Consider the following 16,964-nt stretch of genomic DNA (forward strand, 5'->3'; position numbering starts at 1 on the left):
AAGAATGAAACTGCCTATATATTTAGACTACTCTGCCACTTGTCCAGTAGACCCACGTGTTGCTGATAAGATGGTTAAATTCATGACTATGGACGGAACGTTTGGTAACCCAGCGTCACGTTCGCACCGTTATGGATGGCAGGCAGAAGAAGCAGTAGATAATGCACGTGAGCAAATTGCAGATTTGCTGAATGCAGACCCTCGTGAAATTGTCTTCACATCGGGCGCAACAGAATCAGATAACCTTGCGATTAAAGGTGCAGCGCATTTTTATGGCAAGAAAGGCAAGCACGTTATTACGTGTAAAACTGAGCATAAAGCTGTTTTGGACCCGTGCCGCCAACTAGAGCGTGAAGGGTTCGAAGTGACTTACCTTCAGCCTGAAAGCAACGGTATTATTGATTTAACGAAGCTAGAAGCAGCGATGCGTGAAGACACGGTATTGGTGTCTATCATGCATGTGAACAATGAAATTGGTGTCGTGCAAGACATCGCGGCAATCGGCGAGTTGTGTCGTAGCAGAAAGGTTATCTCTCACGTTGATGCTGCTCAGTCTGCTGGTAAATTACCGATTGATGTAAAAGAACTGAAAGTGGATCTTATCTCACTCTCAGCGCATAAAGTATATGGTCCTAAAGGTATTGGTGCTCTGTATGTCAGCCGTAAACCACGTATTCGCTTAGAAGCGCAAATGCACGGTGGTGGTCATGAGCGCGGTTTCCGCTCTGGTACTCTCGCAACTCACCAGATTGTGGGAATGGGCGAAGCATTTGCTATTGCTAAACAAGACATGCAAAAAGATTACGAACATGCGAAAGCTTTGAGCGAACGTCTTTATGCTGGTGTAAAAGGTCTTGAAGCAGTAACCGTGAATGGCGACTTAGAAATGCGTGTACCGCATAACTTGAACATCAGCTTTGCTTTTGTTGAAGGTGAGTCACTGCTCATGTCTTTGAAAGATCTTGCCGTTTCATCGGGTTCAGCCTGTACTTCGGCGAGCTTAGAGCCTTCTTATGTGCTACGTGCACTTGGCTTAAATGATGAGCTTGCGCATAGCTCAGTACGTTTTTCCTTCGGCCGTTTTACAACGGAAGAAGAGATTGATTATGCCATTGAGCAAATCAAAACCGCAGTTAATAAGTTACGCGACATGTCTCCTCTATGGGATATGTATAACGAAGGGATTGACCTAGATACGGTTGAGTGGGCACACCACTAATCTCAAGGATATAGAGGATTCGAGGAAAACATTATGGCTTACAGCGAAAAAGTAATTGATCACTATGAGAACCCACGTAACGTAGGTTCATTTGACAAGAATGATCCAAATGTTGGTAGCGGCATGGTTGGTGCTCCGGCGTGTGGTGATGTAATGAAGCTGCAAATCAAGGTAACACCAGAAGGTATTATCGAAGATGCGAAATTTAAAACCTATGGTTGTGGTTCAGCTATTGCGTCGAGTTCACTTGTAACAGAGTGGGTGAAAGGCAAGTCAGTGGATGAAGCCGCAGCAATTAAGAACTCAGAGATTGCAGATGAGTTAGAGTTGCCACCCGTCAAGGTGCACTGTTCTATCCTTGCAGAAGATGCAATTAAAGCTGCCGTTGCTGATTACAAGAAAAAGCACGACTAAATCCTAGGTTAATACCTAAAGAATTGATTCAATAGATTAAAAGATAAGGTTGTAGTATGGCCATCTCCATGACAGACGCAGCAGCAAGTCGCGTAAAAACATTTCTAGATAACCGTGGTAAAGGCCTTGGTTTACGCTTAGGTGTTAAAACCACTGGGTGTTCAGGAATGGCGTACGTACTTGAGTTCGTTGATGATCTAGACGATGGTGATGAGGTATTTGAACACGCTGGTGTAAAAGTCATCATTGATGCTAAAAGCCTTGTCTATCTAGATGGAACAGAATTGGATTACGTAAAAGAAGGTTTAAACGAAGGTTTTGAATTCAACAACCCTAACGCGAAAGGCGAGTGTGGTTGTGGTGAAAGCTTTAATGTTTAACCGATAAGGAGCTCAGTTATCTGAGCTCCAATAATACGAGTCATACGATATGAATCATTTTGAACTTTTTGGGCTACCTGTTCAGTTTCCTCTGGACGGTAGCCTTCTTTCTTCTCAGTTTCTTGAGCTTCAAAAGCGTTTTCATCCTGATAATTTTGCCTCCGCTTCAGAGCGCGATCGATTATTAGCGGTGCAAAAAGCAGCACAGATTAACGATGCATACGAAGTATTGCGACGTCCTATTTCACGAGCAGAATACTTACTTGCCGAAAATGGTATCGATATTCGCAGCGAGCATAAAACCCTTCAAGATCCTATGTTTCTTATGGAACAAATGGAACTTCGAGAAACTCTCGAAGACGTAGCAAGCTCAGCGAATGCAGAAGAAGAACTTTTTGACTTTGAACGTCAGGTAAGCAAAATGTTTAGCGAGCATCTAACCGAGTTAACTCATGAGTTGGAACAGGCTCGTTGGGATAGCGCTGCTGACAGCGTTCGAAAACTCAAATTTATCGCCAAGCTTAAAAACGAAATCGAACAGTTAGAAGAAAAATTGCTTGGCTAATGACAGCCTCCAAGGATATTTGAATGGCATTACTTCAAATCGCAGAGCCGGGACAAAGTTCTGCACCACACGAACACAAACTGGCAGCAGGAATTGATTTAGGGACAACTAACTCACTGGTTGCTAGCGTAAGAAGTGGCGAAGCGGCAACGCTCGCGGATTCTAATGGTAAAAAAATCTTACCCTCTGCCGTCCACTATTCACAAGAACAGGTGACCATTGGTTGGGATGCAAGAAATAATGCATCCCAAGATCCTGAGAATACCATCGTGTCGGTGAAGCGATTACTTGGCCGTTCTTTAGCTGATGTTAAAGCTCGCTACCCTTCATTGCCTTATCGACTGTCTGAAAGTGCAAATGGATTGCTTAGGTACTGCAAACGGCTGCTGGGGACAAAAACCCAATCCAAGTGTCTGCTGATATTCTGAAAACACTCGCTGAACGTGCTCAGGCCTCGCTAGGGGAGTTAGCTGGTGTGGTTATTACTGTGCCTGCGTATTTTGATGATGCGCAGCGTGTCGGGACAAAAGATGCCGCTAATCTAGCAGGATTGCATGTACTTCGTTTACTCAATGAACCTACCGCAGCAGCCATTGCGTATGGCTTAGATAGTGGTCAAGAAGGTGTGATTGCGGTTTACGACTTAGGTGGTGGCACATTTGATATCTCTATTTTACGCTTATCAAAAGGCGTATTTGAAGTATTAGCAACGGGCGGTGATTCTGCGCTTGGTGGCGATGACTTTGATCATCTTATTGCCGATCACTTCCAAGCACTAATTGGACTCACTGAGCTGACGACGGCACAGCAACGTGAGCTTCTTGACGCAGCGACTCAAGCAAAGATAGATTTAAGTGACGCAGAAAGTACCTCAGTTTCTGTACTTGGCTGGCAAGGTGAACTCACGCGTTCAACATTTAATGACATCGTTCGTCCTTTATTAAAGAAAACGCTTATGTCATGCCGTCGCGCGTTACGTGATGCAGAAGTCGATGCTGAACACGTTCTTGAAACCGTGATGGTCGGTGGATCTACCCGCACGCCACTGGTTCGTGAAATGGTAGGTGAATTCTTTGGCAAAACACCATTAACATCGATCAATCCAGATGAAGTCGTGGCAATTGGTGCTGCGATTCAAGCGGATATTCTAGCGGGTAACAAACCGGATTCAGAAATGCTGCTTCTCGACGTGATTCCATTGTCTCTTGGCATTGAAACCATGGGTGGGCTGGTTGAGAAGATCGTACCTCGTAACACCACAATTCCAGTTGCTCGTGCACAAGAGTTTACCACGTTTAAAGATGGTCAAACGGCGATGTCGGTACACATCGTTCAAGGCGAACGCGAGTTGATAGACGATTGCCGTTCCTTGGCTCGTTTTTCTTTAAAGGGCATTCCTCCAATGACGGCGGGTGCGGCGCATATTCGTGTGACTTACCAAGTTGACGCCGACGGTTTACTCTCAGTAACCGCGATGGAAAAAAGCACCGGAGTGCAATCTGAAATTCAGGTGAAACCATCTTACGGCTTAAGTGATGATGAAGTCACAAACATGCTGAAAGACTCGATGACGTTTGCGAAAGAAGACATGTTAGCGCGAGCGTTAGCAGAGCAACGTGTTGAAGCGGATCGCGTGATAGAAGGGTTAGTCGCAGCAATGCAAGCCGACGGTGATGAGTTATTGGATGATGCCGGTAAACAATCGCTAGTCAGCGCGATCGAAGCGTTGATTCAGTTACGCAATGGTGACAACGCTGACGCCATTGAGCAAGGTATTAAAGACACTGATAAAGCAAGCCAAGATTTTGCCTCTCGTCGCATGGATAAGTCCATCAGAGAAGCATTAGCTGGCCAGTCAGTTGACAATATTTAAAAGTAAGGACCAAGTAGTCATGCCAAAAATTGTTGTATTACCTCACGAGGACCTCTGTCCAGACGGTGCGGTTTTAGAAGCGAACCCAGGTGAAACGGTATTAGACGTTGCACTCAAAAATGGTATCGGAATTGAGCACGCTTGTGAAAAATCATGTGCGTGTACCACTTGTCACATCGTCGTACGTGAAGGCTTTGATTCTCTAGACGAAAGTGATGAGTTAGAAGATGACATGCTTGATAAAGCATGGGGTCTTGAGCCTGAATCACGTTTAGGCTGCCAAGCAAAAGTGATGAATGAAGATTTGGTTGTAGAGATCCCTAAATATACCCTTAATCACGCATCAGAAGATCATTAAAGCGTCTGCTAAGGAGAGCTTATGAGTTTAACATGGACGGATTCACGTGATATCGCCATTGAGTTGTGTGACAAGTTTCCAGACACGGATCCTAAAACGGTGCGTTTCACCGATTTGCATCAGTGGATCCTTGATTTAGAAGAGTTTGATGATGAACCAAATCGCTCTAATGAAAAAATTTTGGAAGCGGTCATATTATGCTGGATGGATGAGTTCGAGTAAGTCGATTATCTAACGTATTGTAATGAAAACGGGCCTATGGCCCGTTTTTTTGTATTCAGTTGTTACATTGTTATTAATTCAGATAGGCATGTCATTGGTATTGACTCTACATAATGCTAACATCTTGATAATTACAAATACGACGAAACATATAATGGACCAGACAAGGAGAAACCATGTCTAATGCACTGTCGGTATTTCTGAGCCAAGAAGTTGCACCATCACAATGGGGAGAGGGGGCGACACTCTCTTATTCAGAATCAGGCACGACAATTCATCTCGCCGAAAATCTAGATTTAGATGTTATTCAAAGAGCGGCTCGAAAATTAGACTCACAAGGCATCACATGCGCGAGTCTACAGGGTGATAACTGGGATTTAGAAGCGACGTGGGCGTTTTACCAAGGCTATCGCAACCCGAAGAAAACCACATCAGTGGCGCTTCCCACGCTAAGCGAAGCCGATACTCATGAGTTGAATGCTCGTATTAAAGCCGCTGACTGGACGCGCGATATTATTAATAAAAGTGCGGAAGAAGTGGCACCTCGCCAGCTTGCCACAATGGCGGCGGAATTCATCAAGTCCACAGCGCCAGAGCATGTTACTTATCGCATTGTTAAAGACAAAGATTTGTTGACTGAAGGCTGGACGGGCATTTTTGCTGTTGGCCGAGGCTCTGCTCGTACTTCTGCCATGTTGCAACTGGATTTTAACCCGACTGGAGATCCTGAAGCGCCAGTGTTTGCTTGTTTAGTCGGCAAGGGTATTACTTTTGACTCTGGTGGTTATAGCTTAAAACCGTCAAACTTCATGACCGCGATGAAAGCCGACATGGGTGGCGCAGCGACCATTACTGGCGGATTAGGCTTAGCGATTCTTCGTGGCCTAAACAAGCGAGTGAAGCTTATTCTTTGTTGCGCTGAAAACATGGTGTCAGGCAGAGCATTAAAGCTTGGCGACGTCATTACCTATAAGAACGGCAAAACGGTAGAGATCATGAATACCGATGCTGAAGGGCGTTTGGTCCTTGCCGATGGTCTGATTTTTGCGAGCGAGCAAAACCCAGAAATGATCATCGACTGTGCAACATTAACCGGTTGCTGCGAAGAATGCGCTTGGTAATGACTACCACGCGATTATGTCGTTTGATGATGAATTGACTCATCAAGCTCTGACGAATGCTAATCAAGAGAAAGAAGGGCTTTGGCCACTGCCACTTGCCGATTTTCATCGCAATATGTTGCCATCAAACTTTGCCGATCTTTCTAATATAAGTAGTGGGGATTATTCTCCTGGTGCTAGCACGGCAGCCGCTTTCTTGTCTTACTTTGTTGAAGACTATAAAAAAGGCTGGTTGCATTTTGATTGTGCAGGCACATACCGTAAGTCTGCTTCAGACAAGTGGGCTGCAGGTGCGACAGGTATGGGAACACGTACCTTAGCTCGATTACTAGTAGAGCAAGCTAAAAAATAGTGGCATAGGCCAACAAATTGCGAATAAAAAGCAATAGATAACAAAAACTGAAAGGAAGAACGATGACCCTAGAAAGAACATTTTCAATCGTTAAACCCGATGCTGTTGAGCGTAACCTTATCGGTGAAATCTACCACAGAATAGAGAAAGCAGGTTTGCGTATCGTAGCGGCAAAAATGGTTCGCTTAACGGATGAGCAAGCGAAAGGTTTTTATGCCGAGCATGACGGTAAACCTTTTTTCCCGGCGCTACGTGAATTCATGACATCAGGACCGATTATGGTTCAAGTGTTGGAAGGGGAAGATGCGATCAGTCGTTACCGTGAGTTGATGGGTAAGACCAACCCAGAAGAAGCAGCTTGCGGTACGATACGTGCCGATTACGCTCTAAGCATGCGTTATAATTCGGTTCATGGTTCAGATAGCCCAGAGTCAGCGGCTCGAGAAATTGAATTTTTCTTTCCAGAGTCAGAAATCTGCCCTCGTTAATTAAGGGCATAATAGGAAGGAGGCAGTCGCCTCCTTTTTTATTGCCTGTGTAGTGGCTTGTATAAAAAATGTTCACTTATAAATGAAAGCCTTATTATTTTAGGGTTTTGTTGCGCTTGTTGCAGGAGCCTAAAGGCTGTACAATTCGCGCCCTTAACAGAATCTTCGTCATTTAAGAGGCAACATGACCGTACAAAAAGTCAATCTACTCGATTTTGATCGCAAGGGCTTGCGTAAGTTTTTCCAAGAAGAGCTCGGCGAGAAAGCCTTTCGTGCTGATCAGGTAATGAAGTGGATCTACCATTTTGGTTGTGATGACTTTGAGAAAATGAACAACATCAACAAAAAACTTCGTGAGAAGTTGTTGAGAGTGGCGGAAATCAAAGCTCCGACCGTTTCTGAAGCTCAACATTCATCGGATGGCACTATTAAGTGGGCGATGCGAGTGGGTGATCAAGATGTTGAAACGGTTTATATTCCGGACGAAGATCGTGCCACATTGTGTGTGTCATCCCAAGTAGGGTGCGCACTTGAGTGTAAGTTCTGTTCTACTGCCCAACAAGGTTTCAACCGTAACCTAAAAGTGTCTGAGATTATTGGACAAGTTTGGCGTGCTGCAAGAGAAATTGGCTTACAAAAAGAAACTAGGTCGTCGTCCTATCACTAACGTCGTGATGATGGGAATGGGTGAGCCACTTCTTAACATGAAAAACTTGCTACCCGCACTAGAGCTAATGCTTGACGATTTGGGTTTTGGGTTATCAAAGCGACGTATTACCGTCTCGACTTCGGGCGTAGTTTCTGGACTTGATCAAATGACGGGTAACATTGATGTTGCATTGGCCATTTCACTGCATGCTCCAAATGATAAGCTACGTAGCGAAATCATGCCAATCAATGACCGTTGGGATATCCAAGACTTCTTAGCGTCAGTTCAACGTTATATCGCTTCATCAAATGCAAACCGCGGCCGAGTTACCGTTGAGTATGTGTTACTTGATCACGTCAACGATGATATGGATCATGCGCGTGAGTTAGCGGAGTTACTTAAAGACACGCCAGCTAAGATTAACTTGATTCCATTTAACCCATACCCGGGTTCGCCTTACAAGAAACCAAGTAATTCACGAATCGATCGCTTCATGAAAACCTTGATGCAATATGATTACACGGTTACGGTTCGAAAAACACGTGGTGATGATATTGACGCCGCTTGTGGTCAGCTCGTGGGTGATGTGATTGACCGTACCAAACGGACTAAACAAATGACTCAAAAAGGCGCAGAAGCGATACCTGTTAAAACGCTGTAACGCTCTATATTCTAAAGCCAAGTTTCGACTTGGCTTTTTTGTACTTAGTGTCTAGAGAATAATCTGACGAAATTATCCGATCGCTGCCACAAAGCTATACAAATATTTTTGCTATTAGGGAACAAATATTGTTTTTATTAATCAAATAGTTCAAAGCGTCGCCTGATCAAGGTAAGTATTGTTATTTTTTAATCAAAATAGCCAGTATTCGCATTGATTTACGATTGGTTATTTTAACTCATGAATAGAATCGACTATCATGGGGCATTAGAGATGGTAAATCTCAGATATTGAGAAAAATTCTTAGTGTGCGAACGCACGTTAATGTCGACGATTTAGCAACGGATGTCGTGTCGACGATGACCACCATTAGGGACTAGTCTGTATATACAGTTAGTGCATACGATTTACTAGACTGATGACAAATAAACACCGATAAATAAAATGAAATAAGCGTGTGTGAATCTCGGTCACAACCATAAGAAGTACAGAATTAATGAGTACAGATAGCAATCAAAGCACAGAGCGTGTCCTAGAAGAAAAAGACGTTGTCTTAGCTGGAACCATTTTAAAGCAAAAGCGAGAAGCATTAGGGCTGACTCAAAAGCAGATTGCTGATCGACTTCGTTTGCGAGTGGCCATCATTCAAAAAATAGAATCCAATGAGTTTGATGGTGAGCTGGTCGCAACGTTTACCCGAGGTTACCTTCGTTCATATGCCAAAGCGGTAGGTGTAGCAGAAAAAGAAGTACTGGGTGCGATTGATCATCATGGTGAAGCTCAGCACAGTGAACAAGAGATGCAAAGCTTCTCGCAGAAAACCAACAAAGAAAAACACGATAGCCGAATCATGAAACTCACGTGGGGCATTTTTGCTGTCATTATCGGAATTTCATCGGTTTGGTGGCTACAAAACCAACAAAAAGACACCTTATCTGAAATCGCGGATACCAGTGAACCCGCTGTGGAAGTCGCAGAGACAGAGCTTGATGCTCATTCTGCACAAGACACGACGTTTGATACCTTGCCCGCTGAGGCTACCGAGCAAGTCAAAACGTTGGATGTTTCCGCTGTACTAGAAAGTTCGGAGACGGAAGCGGCACAAGAGCAATCAGAAACTGTCGTGGATGCCGTTGTTACAGCCGATGATTCGGTCGCAACGGACGCCGACGTAAAAGAGTCGACCACGGCACAAGTGAAAGAAAAAAACAGCTGAAAACGGATTAACCAATTTAACTATGTCGTTTAAAGGTGATTGTTGGATCCAAGTTAAAGATGCCAATGGAAAAACCGTGACGACAGGAATCAAGAAGCCGGGAGAGCTGGTTGATGTGAATGGTAAAGCACCATTTAAAATCATCTTAGGTGCTCCAGAGAAGGTTTCTATGACATTTGCGAGTGAACCTGTTGACCTTTCTGGGTATACTTCAGGCAAAGTAGCTCGATTCACCTTACCTTAGAACTCAATATGCATCACGAATCTCCAATTAAACGTCGCCCATCTACGCGTATTTATGTGGGTGATGTACCTATCGGTGACGGCGCACCAATCGCCGTTCAATCCATGACAAACACGCGTACAACCGACGTGCAAGCGACGGTTGCTCAGATCCGAGCGTTGGAAAATGTCGGGGCAGATATTGTCCGCGTTTCTGTTCCAACGATGGACGCTGCAGAAGCCTTTCGAGAAATTAAGAAGCAAGTTTCGATTCCATTAGTTGCCGATATTCATTTTGATTATCGGATTGCCTTAAAGGTGGCTGAATATGGTGTAGATTGCTTGCGTATTAACCCCGGTAACATTGGTAACGAAGCACGTATTCGCTCCGTGGTCGACTGTGCTCGAGATAATAATATTCCTATTCGAATTGGTGTGAATGGCGGATCGTTAGAAAAAGACATTCAAATGAAGTATGGCGAACCAACACCTGAAGCGTTGGTGGAGTCTGCTATGCGTCACGTGGATATTTTAGAACGCCTGAACTTTGATCAATTCAAGATCAGCGTAAAAGCATCCGATGTTTTTCTTGCGGTTGATTCTTACCGATTGCTAGCAAAGAAAATTGATCAGCCTTTGCACTTAGGCATTACCGAAGCGGGTGGCGCACGAGCAGGTGCGGTGAAATCTTCTGTTGGTCTAGGCATGCTGTTAGCTGAAGGTATCGGTGACACGCTGCGAATTTCGTTAGCGGCCGATCCGGTAGAAGAAATTAAAGTTGGCTTTGATATTCTTAAATCCCTGCGAATTCGCTCTCGCGGTATTAACTTCATTGCCTGCCCAAGTTGCTCTCGCCAAGAATTCGACGTTATTGGCACCGTGAATGCACTGGAGCAGCGCCTAGAAGATATCATTACACCAATGGATGTTTCGATCATTGGGTGCGTAGTGAATGGTCCAGGCGAAGCGGAAGTATCTCACTTAGGGTTAGCAGGCAGTAATAAAAAAAGTGCTTTTTACGAAGATGGTAAACGTCAAAAAGAGCGCTTAGACAACGATGATCTTATTAGTAAGTTAGAAGCTAAAATTCGCGCGAAAGCCTCAATTTTAGATGAAAACAATCGAATCAATATTAGTCAGATAGACGACAAATAATCTCAACGATAACGGTATTTAACTGTGGCAAAAACTATACAAGCAATACGAGGCATGAATGACTGCCTTCCTACACAATCTCCTCTTTGGCAAAAAGTAGAGAATACGGTTAAACAAGTTGTCAGTGCATACGGCTATAATGAAGTCCGCATGCCAATTGTTGAGATGACAAACTTATTCCGCCGTGCGATTGGTGAAGTCACCGACGTGGTAGAAAAAGAAATGTACACCTTTGAGGACCGTAATGGCGATAGCCTGACACTGCGTCCAGAAGGGACAGCTGGCTGTGTACGTGCAGGGATTGAAAATGGCTTGCTCTATAACCAAGAGCAGCGTTTATGGTACATGGGCCCTATGTTCCGTCATGAACGCCCTCAGAAAGGTCGTTACCGTCAATTCCATCAATGTGGTGTTGAAGTGTTTGGTCTTGATGGCCCTGATGTCGATGCTGAATTGATCATGATGACAGCGCGTTTATGGCGTGAGCTAGGTATCCATGAACATGTTCGTTTAGAACTTAACTCTATCGGTTCACTGGAAGCGCGTGCCAACTATCGTACCGCGTTGATAGCCCACTTAGAGCAGCATATCGACGTGCTGGATGAAGACAGCAAGCGTCGTATGCATACGAACCCATTGCGCGTACTTGATAGCAAGAATCAAGACGTTCAAGCGATTTTAGTCGATGCACCGGAACTGGCGGATTACTTAGACGAGGAGTCTAAAGCGCATTTCTCAGGTCTGTGTGAACTATTAGATGCGGCGGGTATAGCGTATACGGTCAACCAACGTTTAGTTCGTGGTTTAGATTACTATAACCGTACCGTTTTCGAGTGGATTACAGACAGCTTGGGTGCGCAAGGCACCGTTTGTGGCGGTGGACGTTACGATGGTCTTGTAGAGCAACTTGGCGGTAAAGCAATGCCTGCAGTTGGCTTTGCTATGGGCCTAGAACGCCTTGTACTGATGATGGAAACATTAGAGCTGACTGAAGTACGCCGTAGTGTTGATGCATACGTCGTGACGTCAGGTGAAGGCACCATGATTGCAGGCGTGAAATTAGCTGAGCAGTTACGTGAAGCGATGCCTGGTATTCGAGTGATGAATCACTTTGGTGGCGGTAACTTTAAGAAACAATTTAAACGTGCAGATAAAGTGGGTGCGGTCTACGCACTAGTGCTTGGCGAAAATGAAGTGGCTGAGAACACGGTCGTGGTCAAAGATTTGCAAGGTGGCACGCAGGAAACTGTTGCGCTAAATGAGTTAACCGCTAAATTAGCAGATATTATTTAAATCCTGTCTTGGTAACGAAGAAGAGGTGGTGGGTAACGACCTCTTTATTAGACAGTGACGATATTATTTTTAAGAGGACAGGAAGTGGAACTCTACGATTCTGAAGAGCAACAAGTAGAAGCGATCAAAGATTGGTGGCAAGAAAACGGCAAGGCCGTTGTATTGGGTGTTGTCGTTGGTTTAGGTGGCTTGTTCGGTTGGCGTTTTTACCAAGATTCAGCGATTCAAGCTCAAGAAGCAGCGTCTGAACAATATACCAGCGTCGTCGAAGCGATCGCAGCACAAGGTGTTGAAGCAGGTGCTGAAGTTCAAAGCTTTATCGATACAAGCAAGGCGACGGAATATTCAGTATTAGCGGCACTGCAGTTGGCAAAAGCTCAAGTTGAAGCTGGTGAGCTTGACCAAGCACTAACACAACTTCAGTGGGCACAAGCGAATACCAAAGATGCAGCGGTTTCTCCGTTAGTGACTTACCGTATTGCACGAATTATGGCAGAGCAAGAGAATATCGACGGCGCGAGAGCGGAACTTGATAAAATCACCGATGAAGCGTGGGCAGGTCGAGTTGCTGAGCTTCGTGGTGACATTGCTATTAAAGCTGCGGTGAACGTGATGTGGCATATTCTGCGTATACTGAAGCGCAACAAGCGCAAGATGCCAGCCAAGCGTTGCAAATTAAGCTGGATGATCTTGCCAAGTAAGGGCTAGCCGATGAATAGATTCGTTAAGAAGGTTTTACTTTCTATTTCGGTGCTGGGCGTGCTGGCTGGTTGTTCGAGTGAAGAAGATACGGTCATCATGGCACCATTGCCAGTCGTTGACAGTGAGTTTTCACCTGCAACCGAATGGTCATCAAGTATTGGTAGCGGCATAGGGCAATTTTTTTCCAAGCTGTCGCCAGCGTATGCCTATGATAAATTGTTTGTTGCCAGTCGAGATGGTGTCGTAAAAGCGTACGATCCTGAAAGTGGTAATACACTCTGGCAAGTTGACCTAGAAGAGGATGACTCAGCTCGTTTGTCTGGCGGCATTGCAACGGCTTATCAAAAACTCTATATCGGTAGCGAAAACGGTGAAGTTATCGCTTTGGATGTCGAAACGGGTGAAGTCGTATGGCGTGCTGAGGTGAACGGTGAAGTGTTGGCGAAACCCGTTGCGGATGCCAACCTCATCATGGTGCACACAAGCCAAGGCTTATTGGTCGCGCTAGAGCAAAGTAATGGTGAAGAACGTTGGGCGATTAGCACAGACGTTCCAAACTTAACGTTACGTGGTGATAGTGCACCAGCGGCCATTTCTGGTGGCGTGTTCTGGGGAACGGCAAACGGACGTCTCGCCGCTGCTATCGTAGAGCGTGGTCAGTTGATTTGGCAGCAACCTGTGGGCACACCAAAAGGGGCGACCGAAATTGATCGTTTGGTAGATGTGGACGCATCGCCGATTATTCTTGGCGGCACGTTATATACGATTGGCTTTAATGGTCAATTGATTGCGATAGACTTACGTTCGGGTAACCCAATCTGGAAGCGTAACTACTCTTCTGCAACGGACATGGCAACGGACAGTCGTACTTTATATCTCATTACCGATAATGATCATATCGTGGCTGTCGATGCTCGAAGTGGCACAGAACTATGGGAAAACAAACTGTTAGAGAACCGTTTGTTGACCGCACCTGTGATTGTAGATGGTTTTGTGGTTGTTGGAGATAGCCTAGGTTACCTGCATTGGCTAGATAGAGAGACGGGATATTTTGTTTCTCAGCAAATGACGAATGAAAGTGGTTTGTCGGTTGGTCCAACCATGGTGCCAGGTGGTTACATCATCGTGAATCGTGACGGTGAAATAAAGAAACTGACGATCAAATAAAAAATCGTGATATAATTCACATAAGGCTCCTTGCTGATTTCAGTTAGGAGCCATTTTATTGCTGCGAAGCAAAAGGATCTTTTCGTACGCGGACAGATGGATAATGGTGTGGTTATAGGAAAGCTCGAATTTTACCTATAACCACATAACAAGATAAGTATAGAGGTTATTATGGTACCTGTTGTTGCCCTAGTGGGACGCCCAAACGTAGGTAAGTCGACCCTGTTTAACAGGCTAACTCGCACTCGTGATGCGTTGGTTGCAGATTTTCCTGGACTGACTCGAGACCGTAAATACGGTCAGGCGAAGCTAGGTGAGCATGAATTCATTGTGATCGATACTGGTGGTATTGATGGCACTGAAGAAGGTGTTGAAACAAAAATGGCAGAGCAGTCATTAGCCGCCATCGATGAGGCTGATGTCGTGCTGTTTATGGTTGATGGCCGCGCTCGAGTCTCACACCATCAGATGAAGCAATCGCTCAACATTTACGTAAGATTGAAAAACCAGCGATCTTAGTAGTTAACAAGGTTGATGGTATTGATGCCGATGTTGCCAGTGCTGAATTCTGGAAGCTTGGCGTTGATGACATGTATCAAATCGCAGCGGCTCACGGTCGTGGTGTATCCGTGCTGATAGACCGTGCGTTAAATCCTTTTGCGGAAGCTCTTGAAAAAGAAAATGGTGAGATTGAAGATCTGACTGATTTTGAAGATGAAGAAGAAGAGCAACTGGAATACACGGAAGAAGAAGCGGAGAAAGAGTTTCAGCGTCTGCAAGATCAGCCAATCAAGTTAGCGATTATTGGTCGCCCTAACGTTGGTAAATCAACGTTGACCAACCGTATTCTTGGTGAAGAGCGTGTGGTTGTTTACGATATGCCAGGCACGACTCGTGACTCTATCTATATCCCAATGCAACGTGATGAGCGCGAATATGTATTGATCGATACTGCGGGTGTTCGTCGTCGTCGTCGTATTAATGAGACCGTTGAAAAATTCTCTGTGGTGAAGACACTTAAAGCCGTAGAGGATGCCAACGTTGTATTATTGGTTATTGATGCGCGTGAAAATATCTCAGATCAAGATCTTAGCTTACTTGGCTTTGCATTGAATGCGGGACGCTCTATCGTTATCGCCGTCAATAAATGGGATGGCTTGGATAACGATGTTAAAGAGCATGTTAAAAAAGAACTCGATCGCCGCTTAGGTTTCGTTGACTTTGCTCGTATTCACTTCATTTCTGCATTGCATGGTACAGGTGTCGGTCACTTATTTGAATCGGTACAAGAAGCGTATAAGTCAGCGACAACACGTGTGGGTACTTCTGTACTTACTCGTATTATGAAGATGGCAACGGATGATCACCAACCACCAATGGTTCGTGGTCGACGTGTTAAGCTTAAATACGCGCATGCTGGTGGCTATAACCCACCAATCGTTATCGTTCATGGTAACCAAGTGAAAGAACTACCAGACTCTTACAAGCGCTTCTTGATGAATTACTATCGTCGTGCCTTAGAGATTATGGGGACGCCGATTAGGATTCAATTCCAAAACAGCGAGAACCCATTTGAAGGTAAGTCGAACAAGATGACGTTGTCGCAAGAGCGAAAACACAAACGCTTAATGACCATGATGAAAGGTCGTACTAAGAAATAAAGCGTAAGAAAAAATAGAGACGCCCGCTGATTATCAGTGGGCGTTTTTTTAGTTTAAGGGAAGCTAAAATATGATTACAGCAACGAAAACCTTTTTTTGCCATGACATGACTACGCTTGAAAGCGTCGTTCAATTGCGAGTAGAGGGTCAAGAGTATACGGATGTGGTGGTTGAAAGTACGCCGTTTCATCCTGTTAGTCACATATGGCCCGACCATCCAGCCGATCGTGGTTGGATGACCATCGATGGCAATCGTATGGACGTGAGTGATTGTTTGGTTGGTGCAATAGAGTTAGCGACGAGTGAGCTTTATGTCGCTGAAGCGATACCCGTAAAGCGTGATACGGAAGGTTGGGTGTTTGTTGTGGTTCATCGCCTCTCTCAAAGGTTAGCGCTGACACAAGGACAAACCGTCACGTTAGAGATTGATGCCGATTATCAAGCGAGCCTGAGTCGTGGGCATAGTGCTGGTCATATTGCTTCTTTAGCACTAAATAAAGTGTTGGCTGATAAATATTGGAGAAAAGTCGCGGATCGAATTGATGGGTTAGGGCACTATGATTTCAATAGCTACGCACAAGAACAAAGTGAGGTTCTTCCTGATAGGTGTGTGGATCTATATCGCTTGGGTAAAACATTAAAGAAGCGTGGTTTGAATACGGCAGATGTGCTTTCAGACATTGTAGAAATAGAGTCGGCCGTGAATACATTGCTAACGCACTGGTTATCTCAACCATCGCCGATCCAGATGCAACTCGAGGGCCCTTATTTGACCAGTTCTCGATTTTGGCATTGGAATAAGTGTGACGCACTTGTGGTTATGCCTTGTGGTGGCACGCATGTGACATCCACATCTTCAATTTCAAAGACACAGATTAAGCTTGAAACAATAGAATCAACTTATATACGTATGCATACCTATGTAATCCACTAATGCTAGAAATGATCTTTTTATTAAATTCTATCAAGTGGTTGAATGTGGGGTTTAATTAAGTTGATTAATCTGCTTGTAGTCCAAATGCAGGATATGTAACTTATGCTTTCGGTGTGTGGTTATATAAATGTTCTTTTTGTAGCAGATCGCTGATCAACATAGCTTTTGGGTAGGATCGAGATAAGATCGTGAAAAGCATCGCTAGGGTGTCGAGTGATAAGTGATACTTTTAATACCTATTTAGAGTAGTGTCGAGGGTAAAGAACGTCAAAGTATCGGCAAATTTACCTGAGCTGATAGAGAGGCAAGTTT

At 44.7% G+C, this 16,964-nt stretch carries 11 protein-coding genes and 6 pseudogenes; all 17 read left to right on the forward strand.

The annotated features are described in order from the left end of the window. Positions 1–4 precede the first annotated feature (4 nt). The 17 genes and pseudogenes from AC0L66_RS04015 to AC0L66_RS04095 all read left to right on the forward strand — a co-directional run bounded on the left by AC0L66_RS04015 (position 5) and on the right by AC0L66_RS04095 (position 16,652). Positions 5–1,219 (forward strand): IscS subfamily cysteine desulfurase, encoded by a 1,215-nt coding sequence (locus tag AC0L66_RS04015; protein ID WP_473568447.1) that lies wholly within the window; start codon positions 5–7, stop codon positions 1,217–1,219. 33 nt (positions 1,220–1,252) lie between these two features. Next, the gene (iscU, locus tag AC0L66_RS04020; RefSeq protein ID WP_265676083.1) at positions 1,253–1,633 is read left to right on the forward strand and encodes a Fe-S cluster assembly scaffold IscU; all 381 of its coding nucleotides are present in this window, start codon (positions 1,253–1,255) and stop codon (positions 1,631–1,633) included. A gap of 56 nt (positions 1,634–1,689) precedes the next feature. Then, complete coding sequence (iscA, locus tag AC0L66_RS04025) at positions 1,690–2,013, forward strand: iron-sulfur cluster assembly protein IscA (protein ID WP_265676082.1); 324 nt, start codon at positions 1,690–1,692, stop codon at positions 2,011–2,013. A gap of 49 nt (positions 2,014–2,062) precedes the next feature. Continuing rightward, complete coding sequence (gene hscB / locus AC0L66_RS04030; protein ID WP_265676081.1) at positions 2,063–2,578, forward strand: co-chaperone HscB; 516 nt, start codon at positions 2,063–2,065, stop codon at positions 2,576–2,578. Positions 2,579–2,601: 23 nt separating this feature from the next. Further along, positions 2,602–4,451 (forward strand): annotated as a pseudogene (hscA, locus tag AC0L66_RS04035) (Fe-S protein assembly chaperone HscA). A gap of 19 nt (positions 4,452–4,470) precedes the next feature. Beyond that, complete coding sequence (gene fdx, locus AC0L66_RS04040) at positions 4,471–4,809, forward strand: ISC system 2Fe-2S type ferredoxin (RefSeq protein ID WP_265676079.1); 339 nt, start codon at positions 4,471–4,473, stop codon at positions 4,807–4,809. 21 nt (positions 4,810–4,830) lie between these two features. Continuing rightward, positions 4,831–5,031 (forward strand): Fe-S cluster assembly protein IscX, encoded by a 201-nt coding sequence (gene iscX, locus AC0L66_RS04045; protein WP_265676078.1) that lies wholly within the window; start codon positions 4,831–4,833, stop codon positions 5,029–5,031. A gap of 176 nt (positions 5,032–5,207) precedes the next feature. Continuing rightward, positions 5,208–6,504 (forward strand): annotated as a pseudogene (gene pepB / locus AC0L66_RS04050) (aminopeptidase PepB). Between the two features lie 62 nt (positions 6,505–6,566). After that, entirely contained in the window at positions 6,567–6,992 is a 426-nt protein-coding gene (ndk, locus tag AC0L66_RS04055; RefSeq protein ID WP_265676076.1) for a nucleoside-diphosphate kinase, read from the forward strand. 184 nt (positions 6,993–7,176) lie between these two features. Further along, positions 7,177–8,302, forward strand: a pseudogene (gene rlmN / locus AC0L66_RS04060) (dual-specificity RNA methyltransferase RlmN). A 496-nt stretch (positions 8,303–8,798) separates the two neighbouring features. After that, positions 8,799–9,762: pseudogene (rodZ, locus tag AC0L66_RS04065) on the forward strand (cytoskeleton protein RodZ). Positions 9,763–9,770: 8 nt separating this feature from the next. Further along, positions 9,771–10,895, forward strand: a complete 1,125-nt coding sequence (gene ispG / locus AC0L66_RS04070; RefSeq protein WP_473568448.1) for a flavodoxin-dependent (E)-4-hydroxy-3-methylbut-2-enyl-diphosphate synthase — start codon at positions 9,771–9,773, stop codon at positions 10,893–10,895. Between the two features lie 24 nt (positions 10,896–10,919). Beyond that, entirely contained in the window at positions 10,920–12,188 is a 1,269-nt protein-coding gene (hisS, locus tag AC0L66_RS04075; RefSeq protein WP_265676073.1) for a histidine--tRNA ligase, read from the forward strand. Positions 12,189–12,272: 84 nt separating this feature from the next. Beyond that, positions 12,273–12,889: pseudogene (locus tag AC0L66_RS04080) on the forward strand (YfgM family protein). A 10-nt stretch (positions 12,890–12,899) separates the two neighbouring features. Beyond that, entirely contained in the window at positions 12,900–14,057 is a 1,158-nt protein-coding gene (gene bamB, locus AC0L66_RS04085; RefSeq protein WP_265676071.1) for an outer membrane protein assembly factor BamB, read from the forward strand. Between the two features lie 171 nt (positions 14,058–14,228). After that, a pseudogene (gene der, locus AC0L66_RS04090) lies at positions 14,229–15,718 on the forward strand (ribosome biogenesis GTPase Der). A 70-nt stretch (positions 15,719–15,788) separates the two neighbouring features. Continuing rightward, positions 15,789–16,652, forward strand: a complete 864-nt coding sequence (locus tag AC0L66_RS04095; RefSeq protein ID WP_265676069.1) for an alanyl-tRNA editing protein — start codon at positions 15,789–15,791, stop codon at positions 16,650–16,652. Positions 16,653–16,964: the final 312 nt, after the last annotated feature.

The organism is Vibrio sp. GJ43-1 (genome assembly GCF_055808835.1).

Excerpts from the sequence above, each read along its gene's own strand:
- AC0L66_RS04015 (WP_473568447.1), top strand. The coding sequence starts at position 5 with ATGAAACTGCCTATATATTTAGACTACTCTGCCACTTGTCCAGTAGAC.
- ispG (WP_473568448.1), top strand. The coding sequence starts at position 9,771 with ATGCATCACGAATCTCCAATTAAACGTCGCCCATCTACGCGTATTTAT.
- bamB (WP_265676071.1), top strand. The coding sequence starts at position 12,900 with ATGAATAGATTCGTTAAGAAGGTTTTACTTTCTATTTCGGTGCTGGGC.
- iscU (WP_265676083.1), top strand. The coding sequence starts at position 1,253 with ATGGCTTACAGCGAAAAAGTAATTGATCACTATGAGAACCCACGTAAC.
- fdx (WP_265676079.1), top strand. The coding sequence starts at position 4,471 with ATGCCAAAAATTGTTGTATTACCTCACGAGGACCTCTGTCCAGACGGT.
- iscA (WP_265676082.1), top strand. The coding sequence starts at position 1,690 with ATGGCCATCTCCATGACAGACGCAGCAGCAAGTCGCGTAAAAACATTT.
- ndk (WP_265676076.1), top strand. The coding sequence starts at position 6,567 with ATGACCCTAGAAAGAACATTTTCAATCGTTAAACCCGATGCTGTTGAG.
- iscX (WP_265676078.1), top strand. The coding sequence starts at position 4,831 with ATGAGTTTAACATGGACGGATTCACGTGATATCGCCATTGAGTTGTGT.
- hscB (WP_265676081.1), top strand. The coding sequence starts at position 2,063 with ATGAATCATTTTGAACTTTTTGGGCTACCTGTTCAGTTTCCTCTGGAC.
- AC0L66_RS04095 (WP_265676069.1), top strand. The coding sequence starts at position 15,789 with ATGATTACAGCAACGAAAACCTTTTTTTGCCATGACATGACTACGCTT.